Annotated in this window: 17 protein-coding genes; 4 read left to right on the top strand and 13 right to left on the bottom strand. The window is 71.5% G+C overall.

All coding sequences use genetic code 11. The features are described from left to right. Window positions 1–23 precede the first annotated feature (23 nt). On the top strand, window positions 24–1,271 hold the full coding sequence (locus SSP24_RS38045) for a styrene monooxygenase/indole monooxygenase family protein (RefSeq protein ID WP_141315112.1): 1,248 nt from the start codon (window positions 24–26) through the stop codon (window positions 1,269–1,271). Between the two features lie 80 nt (window positions 1,272–1,351). On the opposite strand, the gene SSP24_RS38040 is transcribed toward SSP24_RS38045, so the two are convergent. The 4 genes from SSP24_RS38040 to SSP24_RS38025 all read right to left on the bottom strand — a co-directional run bounded on the left by SSP24_RS38040 (window position 1,352) and on the right by SSP24_RS38025 (window position 4,539). Beyond that, window positions 1,352–2,434, bottom strand: coding sequence for a C40 family peptidase (locus tag SSP24_RS38040; RefSeq protein WP_141315110.1), 1,083 nt, complete (start codon window positions 2,432–2,434; stop codon window positions 1,352–1,354). A 103-nt stretch (window positions 2,435–2,537) separates the two neighbouring features. Continuing rightward, window positions 2,538–2,831, bottom strand: a complete 294-nt coding sequence (locus tag SSP24_RS38035) for a DUF8847 domain-containing protein (RefSeq protein WP_141315108.1) — start codon at window positions 2,829–2,831, stop codon at window positions 2,538–2,540. A gap of 10 nt (window positions 2,832–2,841) precedes the next feature. Further along, entirely contained in the window at window positions 2,842–3,498 is a 657-nt protein-coding gene (locus SSP24_RS38030; RefSeq protein WP_141315106.1) for a TetR/AcrR family transcriptional regulator, read from the bottom strand. Window positions 3,499–3,600: 102 nt separating this feature from the next. Next, complete coding sequence (locus SSP24_RS38025) at window positions 3,601–4,539, bottom strand: AurF N-oxygenase family protein (protein ID WP_141315104.1); 939 nt, start codon at window positions 4,537–4,539, stop codon at window positions 3,601–3,603. Window positions 4,540–4,627: 88 nt separating this feature from the next. Between SSP24_RS38025 and SSP24_RS38020 the strand changes: the two genes are divergently transcribed. Next, on the top strand, window positions 4,628–5,734 hold the full coding sequence (locus SSP24_RS38020) for a ferritin-like domain-containing protein (RefSeq protein WP_141315102.1): 1,107 nt from the start codon (window positions 4,628–4,630) through the stop codon (window positions 5,732–5,734). Window positions 5,735–5,824: 90 nt separating this feature from the next. On the opposite strand, the gene SSP24_RS38015 is transcribed toward SSP24_RS38020, so the two are convergent. From SSP24_RS38015 to SSP24_RS37985, 7 genes are all read right to left on the bottom strand, one after another. Further along, the gene (locus SSP24_RS38015; RefSeq protein ID WP_141315100.1) at window positions 5,825–6,334 is read right to left on the bottom strand and encodes a DUF3291 domain-containing protein; all 510 of its coding nucleotides are present in this window, start codon (window positions 6,332–6,334) and stop codon (window positions 5,825–5,827) included. A 45-nt stretch (window positions 6,335–6,379) separates the two neighbouring features. Further along, window positions 6,380–7,837, bottom strand: coding sequence for a peptidoglycan D,D-transpeptidase FtsI family protein (locus SSP24_RS38010; RefSeq protein WP_141315098.1), 1,458 nt, complete (start codon window positions 7,835–7,837; stop codon window positions 6,380–6,382). After that, a complete protein-coding gene (locus SSP24_RS38005) occupies window positions 7,834–9,198 on the bottom strand; it encodes an FtsW/RodA/SpoVE family cell cycle protein (protein WP_141315096.1) in 1,365 nt (454 codons plus the stop codon). The genes SSP24_RS38010 and SSP24_RS38005 overlap by 4 nt, the downstream gene beginning before the upstream one ends. Window positions 9,199–9,241: 43 nt before the next feature. Beyond that, complete coding sequence (locus SSP24_RS38000) at window positions 9,242–10,408, bottom strand: SH3 domain-containing protein (protein ID WP_141315094.1); 1,167 nt, start codon at window positions 10,406–10,408, stop codon at window positions 9,242–9,244. Between the two features lie 98 nt (window positions 10,409–10,506). Beyond that, a complete protein-coding gene (locus tag SSP24_RS37995) occupies window positions 10,507–11,778 on the bottom strand; it encodes an ATP-binding protein (RefSeq protein ID WP_141315092.1) in 1,272 nt (423 codons plus the stop codon). After that, on the bottom strand, window positions 11,775–12,512 hold the full coding sequence (locus SSP24_RS37990; RefSeq protein WP_141315090.1) for a hypothetical protein: 738 nt from the start codon (window positions 12,510–12,512) through the stop codon (window positions 11,775–11,777). The genes SSP24_RS37995 and SSP24_RS37990 overlap by 4 nt, the downstream gene beginning before the upstream one ends. A gap of 105 nt (window positions 12,513–12,617) precedes the next feature. Further along, entirely contained in the window at window positions 12,618–13,124 is a 507-nt protein-coding gene (locus SSP24_RS37985) for a protein-tyrosine phosphatase family protein (protein ID WP_141315088.1), read from the bottom strand. 112 nt (window positions 13,125–13,236) lie between these two features. On the opposite strand from SSP24_RS37985, the gene SSP24_RS37980 reads away from it, so the two are divergent. Further along, window positions 13,237–14,043 carry a nuclease-related domain-containing protein gene (locus tag SSP24_RS37980; protein ID WP_141315086.1) on the top strand — a complete coding sequence of 269 codons (807 nt, stop codon included), beginning with the start codon at window positions 13,237–13,239 and terminating at the stop codon, window positions 14,041–14,043. Window positions 14,044–14,049: 6 nt separating this feature from the next. Here the strand turns inward: SSP24_RS37980 and SSP24_RS37975 are convergent, their stop codons facing one another. Further along, window positions 14,050–15,348 (bottom strand): vanadium-dependent haloperoxidase, encoded by a 1,299-nt coding sequence (locus SSP24_RS37975; protein ID WP_141315084.1) that lies wholly within the window; start codon window positions 15,346–15,348, stop codon window positions 14,050–14,052. A gap of 61 nt (window positions 15,349–15,409) precedes the next feature. After that, complete coding sequence (ligD, locus tag SSP24_RS37970; protein ID WP_141315082.1) at window positions 15,410–16,291, bottom strand: non-homologous end-joining DNA ligase; 882 nt, start codon at window positions 16,289–16,291, stop codon at window positions 15,410–15,412. A 71-nt stretch (window positions 16,292–16,362) separates the two neighbouring features. On the opposite strand from ligD, the gene SSP24_RS37965 reads away from it, so the two are divergent. After that, on the top strand, window positions 16,363–16,725 hold a 363-nt coding region (locus tag SSP24_RS37965), incomplete at its 3' end, for a Ku protein (RefSeq protein ID WP_445009699.1).

Raw genomic sequence — 16,725 nt, 5'->3', positions numbered from 1 at the left:
CCGACCTAGGAGTCACCACCCGCATGCGGAAGATACTCGTCGTCGGAGCCGGTCAGTCCGGACTCCAGCTCGCCCTCGGCCTCCAGTCGCACGGGTACGAGGTCACCCTGATGTCGAACCGGACGGCGGACGAGGTCCGCTCCGGCCGGGTGATGTCGACGCAGTGCATGTTCCACACGGCCCTGCAGCACGAGCGCGACCTGAAGCTGAACTTCTGGGAGTCCCAGGCCCCGAAGATCGAAGGACTCGGCGTCTCGGTCGCGGCCCCCGGCTCCTTCGACCCGGGCCCCTCGCAGCGCGCGATCGACTGGGTGGGCACGCTGGACGGGTACGCCCAGTCGGTGGACCAGCGGGTGAAGATGGCCGGCTGGATGGAGACGTTCGCGCAGCGCGGCGGTCAGCTGGTCATCCACGGCGCGGCGGTCGGCGACCTCGACTACTTCTCCCGTACGTACGACCTGGTGCTGGTCTCGGCGGGCAAGGGCGAGCTGGTGCAGATGTTCGCCCGCGACCCCGAGCGCTCCCCGTACAGCGAGCCGCAGCGCGCCCTCGCCGTCGCCTACGTACACGGTCTCGGTCCGCGTCCGGAGCACCCGGAGTTCGAGGCGGTGCGCTGCAACCTGGTGCCCGGCGTCGGCGAGCTGTTCGTGATGCCGACCCTCACCACCTCCGGCCGCGCCGACATCCTGTTCTGGGAGGGCATACCCGGCGGCCCGCTGGACGTCTTCAACGGTGTCAAGGACCCCGCGGAGCACCTCTCCCTGATCCTGGAACTCATGGAGAAGTTCCTCCCGTGGGAGTACGCGCGGGCCACCAAGGTCGAACTGACCGACGCGAACGGCACCCTCTCCGGCCGGTACACCCCGACCGTGCGCAACCCCATCGGCCGGCTGCCCGGCGGCGGCCTGGTGCTCGGGGTCGCCGACGTGGTCGTCGCCAACGACCCGATCACCGGCCAGGGCTCCAACTCGGCGTCCAAGTGCGCCGCCTCGTACCTCGGCTCGATCCTGGAACACGGCGACAAGCCGTTCGACGAGGCCTGGATGCAGCAGACGTTCGAGCGCTACTGGGCCAACGCCCAGCACGTCACCAAGTGGACCAACGCGATGCTGGCTCCGCCGCCGGAACACATCCTCAACCTGATCGGCGCCGCCGGGCAGCTTCAGCCGGTCGCCGACCGTTTCGCCAACGGGTTCAATGACCCGGCGGACTTCGAGGACTTCTTCTACGAGCCGGAGAAGACCGCGGCGTATCTTGCTTCGCTGGCCTAGTCGCCGTTGGGGTGCGGGTGTTCGGCGGCTGCGGGTGTTACGTGGTTGGTCGCGCTCACGCGGCGGAGCCGCATATCGATTCAGCCCCGCGCCCCTTTAGGGGGTTTCCCGTGCCCCTGGTTGGATTGATCCGGTCTTACTGCGCCCAGGATCGGGTTGTTCGCCAGGGGGGCGACCTTGATCTTCTCGCCGGTGCGGGGGGCGTGGACGACCTTGCCCTCGCCCAGGTACATCGCCACGTGCGTGGCCTCGGGGAAGTAGATCACCAGGTCGCCGGGGCGTAGTTCCCTCAGCGGAATGCGGGGGAGCCGGGCCCACTGCTCCTGGCTGGTGCGGGGGATGGTGGTCCCGGCGTGGGCCCAGGCCCTGGAGGTCAGCCCGGAGCAGTCGTACCGCTTCGGGCCCTCCGCGCCCCACTCGTACGGCTTCCCGACCTGCCGCATGGCGTAGCGCACGGCCCGGCCGCCCCGCGAGGACGGTTTGGCGTCGTCGCCGAGCGCACCGGAGGACACCAGCTGCTGCTGCGCTTTGGCGATCCCCTTGTCCTCGAAGTCGGCGAGCGCGGCCAGCTGCCCGGCGGTGAGCGAGGCGAGCAGCTTCTCCACCTCGTCGAGCCGCTTGCGCACCGCGTCCCGTTCCTTCTTCCGCCGCTCGGCGAGGGCGAGCTGCCGGTCCAGCGCGGCCCGCGCCTTGCGGGCCAGCTCGTCGGCCTTCTTCTCGTGGACCGCCAGGTCCTTCACCGTCTTGGCCCGCTCCCGCGCCAGCTGCCCGATCACATGGCCCTGTTCCAGCGCGTGCTGCGGATCCCGGGCGAGCAGCAGGCGCAGGTACGGCGAGAGCTCGCTGCGGCCCTGGTACTGCTGCCGGGCCAGCCGGCCGGCCGCGCCCCGGCTGTCGTGCAGGGCGATCCTGGCCCGGGCCAGCTGCGTGTCCAGCCGCCTGACCTCGGCACGCTGCTTCTTCAGCTGCTCCTCGGTGGCGTTGTAGGTCTCGGTGGCCTTCTCGGTCTCCCGGTAAAGCCGCTGAAGATCCGTCAGCAACTGGGCGACCGACCGCTCCTCGGTCCCACCCGGTTCCGGTACGGCCGCCGCGGGCACGGCGGCGAGAACGGCGTGGGCCGCCACGGTCGCCGTACACACCAGGCGCAGTAGCCTTCCTGACACGTCATCACCTCCGGTGCGGGGCAGCGGGTCCGCTCCGCACCGTGAGCATGTGACGTACCCGCGCGTCCCGCTCGCCGACCGTCCGCGGGATGGCGTAAGGAGGTCACCCGTCCGCGTCGTCCGGCTTGCCTCCCGGCGTGGCGTCTGGCCTGCGCCACGGCCACCTGGGCCCGCCGCCCTGGTCGCCCGCGGGGTCGTGGACGTACTTCCAGCGCTGCGTGAACCTGCCCTGGCCGCGGGACACCCGGCGGTAGATCAGAACCGTCGGCGGGCCGCCGTGCGGGTCCGGGACCGGGATGCGGTACGTCTTCGGCGGGTGCCCGGTGATCCCGAGGAGCACGGGCAGCACACGACCGTCCATGGGCCCGCCCTCGAAGGGGGTGTCTTCGCTTTTCACGGCACCAGTTTCAGCCATCCGCCGACGTCAGGGCCGCCACGACGGACGCGGTCTGCGGGTCGCGGGCGGCGGTCACCGACAGGACGGCGACGAACTGCTCCACCAGCCAGTCCCGCAGTTCCTCCAGGGGTGGCTGCTTGTCCTCGTCGAGCCAGATGAGGGAGGCCGCCTCGACCGCGGTGATCCACACCCGGACGGACATGCGAAGCCGGGGGCCGGGGTCGGTGATGTCGAGGTGGCGCAGGATGTGCACGGCCGCGGCCCGTCGTACGCCGTCCACGATGGCGGTCGTACGGGAGGTCTCGACCACGCTGCCGCCCTGGAGCAGGGCGCTGAAGCCGGCGTCGTGCTGGTCGACGAAGGCGAGGTAGCGGTCCAGGGCGCGGGACAGCCGGGGCAGGGGCGGGCCTTCGCGCGGCTCGTCGAAGCAGAGCTGCAGTTCCTCGGCGGCGGAGCGGAGGGCGGCCTCGTACAACTGCTGCTTGCCGCCCGGGAAGTAGCGGTACACCAGGGGGCGGGAGACCCCGGCCGCCTCCGCCACGTCGTCGAGGGAGACGTCCTCGGGGGCGCGGTGGGCGAAGAGGGTGAGTGCGGCGTCCAGCAGCTGGCTGCGGCGTTCCTCCACGCTGAGGCGACGGTAGGCGGGGGTGGGCGCGGCGGGGGTCATATGGGGCAGCGTAGTCGGCCGGGTGCGGGTTCGTTGTGGCTGGTCGCGCAGTTCCCCGCGCCCCTTGGGGCGTCCCCGCACCGGCACGACGAAGCGCCGCGCCTATGCCAGCAAGCCCGACGACCTCCACAACCGCCGCCCCACCCCCCGCAGCACCCCAATGTCATCCAGGAAGTCCGTCAGCCGCTTCGCACCGGTCTGCATCACCTCCCGCCGATGCCCACTCGCCTTCACCTGCGCCATCGCCTCCCGCTTGTCCAGCCCCACATTGGTGTAGACCTCAGGATTGACGAACGCGACCGAGAACACCCGGGCAAACTCCCCCGACGTGATCCGCGTGAACTCCTGCGACCACTTCGGCGCGGTCACCATCTGCCGCCGCAGCTCCTCGCGGGCGTACCGCACGTGCCGGGCCTCCTCCACGACGTGGATGCGCGTGACCCCCCGGATCAGCGGCTGCACCCGCTCGTCGGGGAAGGTCAGCCGCTGCATCCAGTCGAGGACCTCCTCGCCGAGCAGGGTCGCCGTGAAGGAACCGGGCGTGGTGGAGATCGTCTTGAACAGGCGGCCCAGGTTCTGGTGCACCCGGCTCACCGGGTACCAGGGCGTCTCGCCGCGCGCTATCAGCCGGGCGAACATCTTCGAGTGCCGGCACTCGTCCTCGATCTCGGTCAGCGCGTAGCGCACATGCGCGCTGGTCGCCGCCTTGTCGTAGATGTGCCGGACCAGCAGCTGCATCAGGATGATCTCGAACCAGATGCCCAGTGACGCCAGCGCCGCCGCCTCGTGCTGGGAGAGCAGGATCCGCTGTTCCTCGCTCATCCGCTGCCACATCGGTGTGTCGTACAGCGACACCAGCTCCGGCGGCCAGAACCACTTGCCCTCCTCGAAGGGCGCGTCCCAGTCGAGTTCCTTGTCCGGGTCGAAGGAGTGCTTGGCGGAGGAGTCGAGCAGCCGCTCGGCCACCTGCTCGCGATCCTTGAGCAGGCCGAGCGCGTCGCGCAGCCCTTCCAGGGCTTCGGCTTCGGTGAGCGTCGTCATGACCTTATGAGACTGCCTGTCAGCAAGCCCGTCAATCCCTTGCGCGCTACTTGTTGACCCCGCGTCTACTGCGTGTGAGCCTGCGGACATGTCGACCTTCGACCTGTACGCCATGGACCCCGGGCAGTCCCTCTGGCCGGTGCCCGCGACCGGCGCGGCCCGTTTCAGCTGGGAGTACGACGACGGCCGCGACCGCTTACTGGCCCTGTATCAGAAGGGCAAGGACAAGCAGTGGGACGGTCAGAAGCGGATCGACTGGGACCTGGAGGTCGACCCGTACAACCCCCTCGGCACCCCCGACGAGGCGCTCTCCCTGTACGGCACCAGGCACTGGGCGAAGCTCTCCGAGCGGGACAAGGGCGAACTGCGCCGCCACTACGCCTCCTGGCAGTTCAGCCAGTTCCTGCACGGCGAACAGGGAGCGATGATCTGCGCCGCCCGCATCGTGGAGTCCGTGCCCGACCTGGACGCCAAGTTCTACTCGGCGACCCAGACCATGGACGAGGCCCGGCACGCGGAGATCTACGCCCGTTTCCTGCAGGAGAAGATCGGGATGCTCTACCCGATCAACGACAACCTCCAGTCCCTGCTCGGCGACACCCTGCGCGACAGCCGCTGGGACATGCCCTACCTCGGGATGCAGGTGCTCATCGAGGGCCTCGCGCTCGCCGCCTTCGGCATGATCCGGGACACCACCGACAAGCCGCTGCCGAAGCAGATCCTCGCGTACGTCATGCAGGACGAGGCGCGGCACGTGGCCTTCGGGCGGATGGCGCTGCGCGACTACTACCAGCAGCTCACCGACGCCGAACTGCGCGAACGCGAGGAGTTCGTGATCGAGGGCTGCTATCTGATGCGGGATCGGCTGCGTGGCGTGGAGGTGCTGGAGAACTTCGGCATCCCGCGGGCCGAGGCGGAGGAGTACAGCGAACGCTCCGAGTTCCTCGCCCTGTTCCGCAAGCTGCTGTTCAGCCGGATCGTGCCGTGCGTGAAGGACATCGGCCTGTGGGGCAAGCGGCTCCAGCAGGCCTATGTCGACATGGGCGTCTTCGAGATGGGTGACTCCAACCTCGATCTGCTGATGGCCCAGGACGAGGAGATCGCCGAGAAGCTTGACGCGGAGCGGTTCGCGGAGGAGGAGCGTGAGCGGGTGGCGGAGGTGGCGGAGGTGATTGAGGCGGGGGGCGCCAACTGAGGGGGATGCGGAGGTTGTTTGGCGGCTGCGGGTGTTTTGTGGCTGGTCGCGCAGTTCCCCGCGCCACTTAGGCGTACTGTCCTACCGGCGTCAGACCGAGCAGCCCAATCCTTCCGGGACCTCACGCGTCACCGGCACCGCGCTGCCCGGCGGGAACGACGTCCGGAGCGTGAAGGCGTACGGTGTCGGGCCGTTGGTCCGGAGGTGGAGCAGTCGGGCCTCGGCCTCGGCGACCGTCGGCCGGTGTCCGGCCGGGACCCACCACAGCGCGGTGACCGCCTCCTGAAGCCGCTCGAACCACTCCCGGCGGCGGGCCAGCATCTCCCGGTGCTGCCCCTGGTACATGAAGGCGGTCAGGGCGTTCGTGTCGCGCCATACCGTCAGGTTGACGATCAGCCAGTCGTCGCCGAAGAACGGAACGTCGGTGGCGTTGCCGGAGTCGCCCTGCAACCGCCAGACGAAACCGTCGGCGGCCTCGGCGGCGGCGTTCACGGGGTCGAGGTTGTCGACGAAGTCCTTCAGCTGAGGGGAGTCCAACGGAGCTTTCAGGCGGGCGATGTTGACCTGGGCGAGTTCATACGCGGGCGCGAGTTCCGTCATGAACCGAACGGTAGGTCGGCTCCCGCCCGCGGCGGTACCCCCGTCTCACGACCTGAGCACGGCCTCCATCACCGCCCGCGCGATCGGCGCCGCCACCCCGCCCCCGGTGATCTCACGGCGGTGCGCCGAGGCGTCCTCCACCACCACCGCGACCGCGACCTTCGGCTCCAGGTCGTGGTCGCCCTGCGCCCAGGAGACGAACCAGGCATACGGCGTACCGGAGTTGTCGACGCCGTGCTGGGCGGTGCCGGTCTTGCCGCCGACCGTCGCGCCGGGGATCACGGCGTGGGTGCCGGTGCCGTCCTCCACCACGTTGCGCATCAGCTCCCGCATGTGGCGGGCGGTCGAGGGATTCATGGCCTGGCGGGGCGGGCGGGCCCGGGCCGTGGAGACCGTGGCGCCGCGATTCGTGGTGATCCGTTCCACCAGGTACGGCTCCCGCAGCTGGCCCCCGTTGGCGACCGCAGCCGACACCATCGCCATCTGCAACGGCGTGGCCCGGGTGTTGTACTGCCCGATCGAGGACAGGGCCAGCTGAGCCTTGTCCACCGAGGTGTCGAAGGTGCTCGGCGCCACCGAGTACGGGATGCGCAGCCGGGTGTCGTTGAAGCCGAACGCGTGGGCCGTGGCGGCCATGTCCGTCACGCCCACGTCCACGCCGAGCTTGGCGAAGACCGTGTTGCAGGACTTCTCGAAGGCCAGGCGCAGCGAGGCGTGCGCACAGCCGTGGGTCGCGTTGCGCAGGGTCGTCCTGGTGCCGGGCAGGGTGTACGGGTCGGGCGAGTCGGTCCGCTGGTCGAGGTCCTTGATCACCCCGGCGTCCAGCGCGGCCGCCGCGGTGACCACCTTGAACGTCGAACCCGGCGGATACGTCTGCCGTACCGCCCGGTTCAGCATCGGTTTGTCCGGGTCCTCGTTCAGCCCCAGCCAGGACCGTGTCACCGCAGGACCGTTCCCCGACAGCGCCCCCGGGTCGTACGACGGGGTGGAGACCAGCGCCAGGATCCGCCCCGTCGCCGGTTCGATCGCCGCCACCGCGCCCTTGCGGTTGCCCAGCCCAGTGAACGCCGCCTGCTGCGCGGCCGCGTTGAGTGTGGTGACGACGTCGCCGCCGGGGTTGCGGGCGCGGGCGAGGTCGTTCCACAGGGTGAACGGCGACAGCATCGGATCGGTGCCGGACAGGGCGCCGTCCGCGGCGTGCTCCAGGAACGTGGTGCCGTACCGCTGCGAGGAGAAGCCGGTGACGGGGGCGTACAACGGGCCGTGTGTGTAGGTGCGTTCGTAGCGGAGGGACTCGCCGGTGTCCTCCGAGCGGGTGACCGGGCGGCCGCCGACCAGGATGTCGCCGCGCGGCTGGCCGTAACGGGCGATGTCCTGGCGCCGGTTGGCCGGGTTGTCGTCGTACGCGCCGGCCTGGATGACCTGGATGCGGGCCGCGTTGACGAGGAGGGCGGCCAGCAGCAGGGCGCAGAAGGCGGCGGCGTAGCGGATGTGGCGGGTCATGGGGCGACCTGCCCGTCGTACTGCCGGCGGGCCGAGTGGCTCACCCGGATCAGCAGGGCCACGATCGCCCAGTTGGTGACCACCGAGGAGCCGCCCTGCGCCAGGAAGGGCATCGCCATGCCGGTCAGCGGGATCAGGCCGGTCACCCCGCCCGCGATGACGAACACCTGCAGCGCCACGATCGAGGCGAGGCCCACCGCGAGCAGCCGGCCGAAGGGTTCGCGCAGGGCGAGGCCCGCCCGGTAGCCGCGCTCGACCAGCAGGCCGTACAGCAGGAAGATCGCGGAGAGGCCGGCCAGACCCAGCTCCTCGCCCGCGGTCGCCAGGATGAAGTCCGACTTGGTGGCGAAGCCGATCAGGATGGAGTGGCCGAGACCCAGGCCGGTGCCGAGGACGCCGCCCGCCGCGAACGCGAACAGCGACTGGGCGAGCTGGCCCGGACCCTGGCCGGCCTCGATGGACGCGAACGGGTGCAGCCAGTCCTGGATCCGCGCGGCCACGTGCGGCTCCATCCGGCCGACGGCGACCGCGCCGAGCGTCGCCAGCAGCAGGCCGACGGCGATCCAGCCGGTGCGGCCGGTGGCGACGTACAGCATCACGACGAACAGGCCGAAGAACAGCAGCGAGGTGCCGAGGTCGCGCTCCAGGATCAGTACGCCGACGCTGACCAGCCAGATGGCGACGATCGGGCCGAGGACGCGGCCGGTGGGCAGCTGGAGCTTCCACACGCGGCGGCCTGCGTAGGCGAGCGCGTTGCGGTTCGCGGCCAGGTACGCGGCGAAGAACACCGCCAGCAGCACTTTCGCGAACTCGCCCGGCTGGATGGAGAATCCGGCGATCCGGATCCAGATCCGGGCGCCGTTCACGGCCGGGAAGAAGATCGGCAGGGTGAGCAGGACCAGCGCGGCGGCGACGCACACGTACGCGTACCGCTGGAGCACCCGATGGTCGCGCAGGGCCGCGACGACGTACGCGAACAGGGTGATGCCCAGCGCCGACCAGACGAGCTGGGCGGGGGCCGCCCGGTCGCCCGGTGTCTGCAGGTCCAGCCGGTAGATCAGCACCAGGCCCAGGCCGTTGAGCAGCACGCCGATGGGCAGCAGCAGCGGGTCGGCGTAGGGGGCGCGCAGGCGGACCGCGAGATGCGCGAGCAGCGCGAGGACGCCGAGCCCGGCGCCGTAGCCCACCGCGCCCGGCGGGACGGCGCCGGTCCTGGCGAGGCCGACATGGCAGTAGCCGTACACCGACAGGAGTACGGCTACGACGATGAGGGCCAGTTCGATGCCACGGCGCCGGGGGAGAAGGACCGCGGGAGCGGGGGTGTCCGCTGCCACGGTGGTTCCGGTTCCGGCCTTCGTCATGTCCGGAACTTACCCAAATGGGGCGGCTTGTGTGCCGTGGGTCTCAGCACCAGCGTGGCGCGGGCCCGAGGTTGTTGATGAAGCGGGCGGCGCCCCAGGCCCAGGTGCCGCGGCCCTTGAGGAGGTACCACAGGGGGTTGCCCTGCACCCGCTGGCCCGGCGCCTTGCAGAAGATGCTGACGACATCGCCCCGGTCGACCCTGCCGATGGCCCGGCTGCGCTGGGTGGGCGACGAGCGCAGCAGCAGGGAGCCGGCGGTGACGACGCCCCGGTAGGCGGCAGTGCCGCCCCCGTCCCCGCCGAAGCCGCCGTCGAAGTCGGCCCAGTCCCCTTCGCCGCCGAAGTCGCCGCCGAAGTCGTCGTCGAAGCCGCCGCCGAAGCCGCCGCCGAAGCCGTCGTCGAAGCCGTCGAAGCCGCCGAAGTCGCCGTGGTTCCCGTTGCCGTTGCCGCCGAAGCCGCCCTGGTTTCCGTTGCCGTTGCCGCCGAAGCCGCCCTGGTTTCCGTTGCCCCCGAAGCCGCCCTTGCCGCCGTTGCCGTTGCCCCCATTGCCGCCGAAGTTGTCCCGGCCGCCGTTGCCCCCGTTTCCGTTTCCGTTGCCGCCGAAGTCGCCCCCGTTGCCGTTGCCGCCGAAGTTGTCCCGGCCGTTGTTCCCGTTGCCGCCCCGGTGGCCGTTCCCGGCGAAGACATCGACGCCGTTGCCCGCGAAGACGTCGACGTCCCCGTTGCCGCCGAAGTTGTCGCGGCCGTTGTTGCCGTTGCCTCCAAAGCCGTCATTGCCGTTGCCGCCGAAGTTGTCCCGGCGGCCGTTCCCGGCGAAGACGTCGACATCACCGTTGCCCGCGAAGACGTCGACGTGTCCGTTGCCGCCGAAGTTGTCGTGATGGCCGCCGATGCCGACGCCGATGCCTGGAACGGGAACGGGGACCGGGAGGGCACCGACACCGGTGCCTGGAACGGGAACCGGAACGGGAACGGGGGCGGCGCCGGTACCGGTGCCGGACTCACCGCCGGGGGCGGGAACGGCTCCGCCCCCGCCTGTGCCCCCGCCGGGAGCGGGAACGGCCCCGCCCCCGCCGGGAGCGGGAACGGTGCCGGAGCCGGGTTCGCCCCAGAGGGCACCGGCGAAGGCCGGGGAGATCGCCATCGCGGTGGCCAGGGCACCTGCGGCTGCCGCCACGGCGAGACGGGTGCGGGGAGAGCGCAGGGACATGGGAGAACCTCCCGTGAGAGGGCGGGGCGAAGCTGACTAATCGCCACATTAGGAGCGCGCTCCGCAGGGCGCCCGTCGCAGTGCGCCATCAGGGAGGGTCACTCCCGGTCCGTCGTACGCCCGTCCGGTGGAGTCTGAGGAAGCGTCAAGCGCGCCACCGCCCCGCCGCCCTGCGCGTTGCCGAACTCCAGGTGGGCGCCCAGCACCTCCGCCTGACCCAACGCGATCGTCAGGCCGAGGCCGTGCCCCTTCGCCCCACCCTCGGTGCGAAACCGCTGCGGGCCGTGCTCCACCAGGTACTGCGGATAGCCCGCCCCGTGATCCCGCACGGTCACCACGGGCCCGTCCACCGTCACGACGACGGGCCGCCTCCCGTGCTTGTGCGCGTTGGCCACGAGATTGCCCAGCACCCGCTCCAGCCGCCGCCGGTCGGTCTCCACGCGCGCGTCCCGCACGACCCGCACCGCCGTGTCCGTACCGGACGCCCGGACGACCCGTTCGGCCAGCGCACCCAGTTCCTCGGTGTCCAGGTCCAGCCGCTCCCGCCCGGTGTCCAGCCGGGAGATCTCCAGCAGGTCCTCGGTGAGCGTGCGCAGCGCGGCCACCCGGTCGCGGACCAGTTCCGTCGGGCGCCCCGGCGGCAGCAGCTCCGCCGCCGCGTGCAGGCCGGTCAGCGGGGTGCGCAGCTCGTGCGCCACGTCCGCGGTGAACCGCTGCTCGGCCAGCAGCTTGCCCTGCAACGACCCGGCCATGGAGTCCAGCGCGGCGGCGACCGCGGCCACCTCGTCCTGCGGCCGCGTCCGGTCCCGGGTGCGCGGGTCGTTCACGCGCGCGTCCAGATCGCCCGCGCTGATCCGCCGGGCGACCCGCGCCGTGGTGTGCAGCCGCCGCGTCACCCGGGTCACCGCGAACGCCCCCACCAGCACCGTCGCCCCGATCGCCAGCGCCGACGACCAACCGATCGCCCGGTCCAGGCCCTCGATGGTGCGGGCCTGCTGCGAGTAGTCGACGGCCACCGCGAGGGCCCGGCCGCCGTTGGCGGGGCCCGCCGCCCACATCGTGGGTCGGCCCCGGTGCTCGTCGACCATCGTGCCGCGGTCCCCGGCCGCCGCGAGCGAACGCAGGGGCGCGGGCAGCCCTGCGGGGTCGACGCCCGCGCCCGGCATCAGCGGATCCCCGGCCTCGTACGCCGCCGTGGCGTCCTCGAGCCGGGCCAGCGCCAGGTCGCGGGCCTGGCCGACGGTCTGGTTCGTCACCGAGACATGGACCAGGACGCCGAGCAGCGCGGCCAGGGCGCAGCACATCACCGTGATGAAGACGGCGGCCTTGACCGCGAGGGTGCCGGACCAGCGCGGCAGCGTGAGCCTCATCGGGGGCTCGGGGAGGGCGTGCGGGACGGGCGGTGCGTGTCCGGCCGCTTGCCGGTGCGCAGCATTTCGTCGTGGGTGAGCAGCATCGCGCGCTGCTCGGTGTCCCAGCTCCACTGCAGGCGGTACTCGTACCCCTGGACCTCGGACGGCGCCCGAAGGATCACCGACTGCCCGGCGATCTCGATCCCGGTCAGGGCGTCGTCGTAGGCCATGACCTGCACCAGGCGGTGCTTGTCCACGGTGTAGACGCGCACGGCGGTCATCTCGCCGGGCAGCAGCCGGAAGCCCAGCGTCATCTCGGGCCGTCCGTCGCCGGTGAGATCCCCGTAGTACGGCTCCAGGACCGGGCACCGGGTGCGGTCCCCGGGCCGGCCGCACTCCGCCATCCGGTTGTTCGTCTCGCGGTACGCCGCCTTGGACCCCTCGTAGTCGCCCGGGTTCCGGGCGATCTCGGCCCGCACCACCGCCACCGGGTCCGCCGTGCGGATGTCGTCGCCGGGCACCTCGACGCCCTTGACGACCTGGATGTCCACCTCGCCGATCTCGAAGGCCGGGCTGGACGCGGGCGGCAGCTCCGGCCACAGCCGGGCCGGGCCGGCCGCGGTCGTCGTCGGCCCCGCGCCGCGCAGCTCGCCCGCGTCACCGCAGGCCGTCGCGGTCACCGAGAGCAGCGCGAGGACGGTGACGGCGCGGACGCGGGCGCGGGTGACGAGCGGGGGGTAGCGGCGGGGCACGGGGCTCCTGTGGTTCGGGACGGGCGGGCCGCCGTACACCTTATTCGTACGTACGCCTTATTCGTAAGGAAGTCCTTTTTGTGTGCGTATGTGTCCCGCAGGGGCCTACTCCGCGAGCTCCTCCAGGAACCGCACCGTCGGCAGCCCCGTGCGCAGATACGCCACGAACAGCTCGTTGTGCAGCGCCCAGGGTGAGCGGCGGGCGCGGATCAGCCGGATCGCCGACTCTGCGGAGCGGCCCCGGCGCATCAGGGCGTGCGCGATCACCAGGCCGGAGCGGTTGTAGCCGTGGTAGCAGCGGACCAGCACCCGGCGGCCCCGGTCCAGCGCGTCGCAGGCGGCCTCGGCCATCCGGATCACCCCGGCCAGCTGGGTGCCGTCGAGCGGGCCGTCCGGGATCGGCCAGACCTGGTGGTCGACGCCCGGGTCGGGCCCGTGGCCGGGCAGCCGCAGCAGCGTCTGCACGAGATCGAACTCGCCCCGGACGACGGCGAACTCCAGTCGCCCCGAATGGCCCTTGAACTCGTGCCCACCCATCCACAGACCAGGCACGATCTCGTTCCACGGCATGTCCGGGGCCGGTACGTCGGGTTGCTTCCTGCGGGTACGCAACGGCGCCTCCCCATCCGCCACGCGGGCGGGCCCGTCCCAACTCCTCTCAAAGGTAGCCGGGTTCTTGCCCCTGGAGCACCCCGCCTGTTCCCATGGTCATGAGGTGATGTGCATGAGCGGACTGCGCGTCGTGCCGACCTGGCGACACGGTCGGGAGCGGCTGTACGTCTGCCTCACGGACGGCAGGAACATCGCCTGGTACGACCGTGAGGCGGCCCGGGTCAACCTGCTGAGCGAGGACCGCAGAGACGACGTCCTGGACGCCCTCCGCCCCTTCCTCACCGGCCCCGTCACGGTCGGCCCGCCCCCGGTGCCGACCCCCGCGGAACTGGCCCGGCTGAGCCTGCACCCCGACGACGACCTGGCCCCCAACCGGCCCGGCGAGGCCCTCCTGGTCGCCCTTGACCGGGACCCGGGCGGGCCCGTACCCCGGCTCCGCGCCGACCCCCGGCGCCGGGCGCTGGAGGCCGAGCAGGTGGTGGGGGAGGCGCTGGACCGGATGGACGGCGCGGGCTGGCACGCTCTGCATTCGATCCCGCTGCCCGGCGGCGACCGCGTCCACCACCTGGTGATCGGCCCCGGCGGCCTGTTCGCGGTGCACGATCTGTACGCCCGTAAGCAGCGGGTCGTGATAGCCGACCCCATGGTCACGGTGGGGCGGCGGGAGGGGCGCCCGCTGCTGCGCCGGGTCCGCGCAGACGCCGACCGCGCCTCGTACGCCCTGACCGCCGAGGTCCACCCCGTCCTCGCCCTGGTCGGCCCGTCCCGCGTCGCGGTCCCCGGCCCGGTCCGCGAGGTCCGCGTCCTGCTCGACACGGACCTCGACACCCTGGCCCGCCTGGGCGGCGTCCTCAAACCGGCGGACGTGGAGGCCCTGCACGCGATGGCACGGGACCGGAACACGTGGGCGAGGGTGTGATTCGGCTCAGCTCACGGGCCGGAAGGAGTGGTCGAGCGTGTACGTGCCGACCTGCTGCCCCAGCCGGTCGCCCGCCTCGCCGCTGGTCCGGAAGTGGACGCCGCCCCACAGGCGGGAGCCGTTCACGTCACGGTTGAGGTCGGCCGCCTTCGTGTACGTGCGGGTCGTACCGGTCACCGCGGACGAGATGCGGAAGTCGATGTTCCCGCCGGTCAGCCGGTGCAGGACGGTCGTCGCGGCGCCGGTGGCCGCGCTGTGTCCGCTGACGTAGTCCGGGTCCGCGGACGTGCGCAGCAGCGGCTCCCAGGCCGGGTCGGCCGTGGTCATGGCGTTGCTGTCCGTGTCGGCCAGCCGGATCGCCGTGATCGGCCGCCACCGGGCGTACGTGTACTTGGCGTTCCACGCGGTGATCGTCGCGTCGGCGGTCGCCGTGTTGGCCGCCGCGAACAGCCGGGCCGCGTCCACCAGGTCCAGCCCGTGCCGCTTGACGTGGTCGCGGTAACCGGCCTGGAACTGCACCGGCAGCACATCCGCGAAGAACCGCGCGGTCTCCGTCTGGCGCGGCGTACGCACCTTGCTGTTCTTCGCCCCCAGCACCCGCACCTCGGCCACGTCACGGGCGTACCGCCGGCTGTTGGTCGCGGGGGGCGCGCCCGGCAGGAACCGCTCGGCGGAGTCGAGCACCAGCGGCTTCGTCTTCGCCAGCCACGGCAGGTGGAAGGGCGCGTTCTCCGGCGGGGTGGGCCGCCACACGCCGGGCGCGGGCGACTGGGTGAACGTCACCGGCGCACCGCGCCCGTCGTTCACGCGCAGCTGGACGACACGATCGGCGGCCTGTCTGCCGTAGGCGACGCCCAGCTGCTCGGCCTGCCCGTCGGGGACGTTCTTCAGCGAGGTGGTGTAGGCGGCGTCCAGCCGGGCCTTCGACTTCGGGAAGTAGGTCAGCAGCACCCGGTGCGCGGCGGCCGCGGCGGCCGCCTCGGCGGAGGCTTCGCGGGGCCCTCGTACGTCCCACTGGTACGGCGTGTACCGGCCCTCGATGCCCACCACCGCGTTGTACACGGCGGCCGAGACGAAGCCGTACCACACGGTCTGCTCGGCCGCGTACCGCCGGGCGTCGCCGTTGATCGTGGCGACGGCGATCTCGTTCCAGTCGAGGAGCACCTGGGCCGCCGGGGCGGCGGGGGCCGGGGCCCGGTCCGGGGCTGCGACGGTGGTGGCCGTCGTGGCGCCGAGGGTGAGTGCGGCGGTCAGGCCGACGACGAGCGTGCGGCGGCGGAGGGTACGAGGGCGGGGTGTTTCCATGCGCGGTTCCTTGCTGTGAGGTGCCCGATGCTGTGAGGTGCCCGCTTGCGGGCGCTGCGGCTCACGGCAGTGGACTGGCCCGCCCCTCGTCGAGCAGCGGGGCCAGCACATCGCCGTAGTCCTGCACGCGCGGGGCGATGTCCGTCGCCAGGAAGGTGAGTTGGCCGACGTCTCGGCACGCCTCGACTTCCTCCCAGGTCACCGGCGCCGACACGGTCGGCGTCGCCCGCGCCCGCAGGGTGTACGGAGTCGCCGTCGTCTTGCGTGCGGCGTTCTGACTCCAGTCGACGAACACCTTGCCGGGCCGCAGACTGCGCGTCATGCGGTGTACGACCAGTCGGGGCATCGCCCGTTCCGCCTCCACCGCGAGCCCCTTGGCGTACTCCGTCACCTGGTCGGAGGGGGTGGGCCGGACCGCGGCCAGCAGATGCAGCCCCTTCGAACCGGACGTCTTCGGGTAGGCCTCGATCCCGTCCTCCGCCAGCCGTTCCCGCAGCCACAGCGCGACCTGGCAGCAGTGCACGACGGTCGCCGGGGACCCCGGGTCAAGGTCGAAGACCAGGCGGTCCGCGACCTCGGGCGCCGAGGCCAGCCACTGGTGGGTGTGGAACTCGGTCACCAGGTTCGCCGCCCACATCAGACTGGGCAGATCCTGCACCAGCACCATCCGGGACGGGCCCTCCGAGCGCGGCACCTCGGCGGTGGTGACCCACTCGGGCGTACCCGGCGGCACGTTCTTGGTGAAGAACACCTGGCCGTCAGGGCCGTCCGGGTAGCGCAGGAAGGACACCGGCCGATCCCGCAGATGGGGCAGGAGCACGTCGGCGGTCGTCGCGTAGTAGTGCAGCAACTCGCCCTTGGTGAAGCCGGTCGCCGGATGCAGCACCTTCTCCAGATTGCTCAGAGCGACCCGTCGTCCCTCCACCTCTGTGATCGGCGTCATACGATGAGAATCACACGAAAATGATGAGATTCGTATGAACCCTGCTGATACCGCCACGAAAGGTGCTGAACGTGCGATCCATTTGGAACGGCGCCATCTCGTTCGGCCTGGTCAGCATCCCGATCAAGCTGGTGAACGCCACCGAGAGCCACTCGATCTCGTTCCGCCAGATCCACACCGAGGACGGCGGCAGGATCCGCTATCGCAAGTTCTGCGAGCTGGAGGACCGTGAGGTCAGCGGGGCGGAGATCGGCAAGGGGTACGAGGACGCGGACGGCTCGATCATCCCGATCAGCGACGAGGATCTGGCCCATCTGCCCATCCCGACGGCCAAGACGATCGAGATCGTGGCCTTCGTGCCGGGTGACCGGATCGACCCGCTCCAGATGGACGCGGCGTACTACCTCGCGGCGAGCGGCGGGCCCGCCGCCAAG

The organism is Streptomyces spinoverrucosus (genome assembly GCF_006539505.1).
Classification (GTDB): domain Bacteria; phylum Actinomycetota; class Actinomycetes; order Streptomycetales; family Streptomycetaceae; genus Streptomyces; species Streptomyces spinoverrucosus.
The sequence above is the reverse complement of the archived record's forward strand: the minus strand, read 5'-3'. Positions and strand labels throughout refer to the sequence as shown.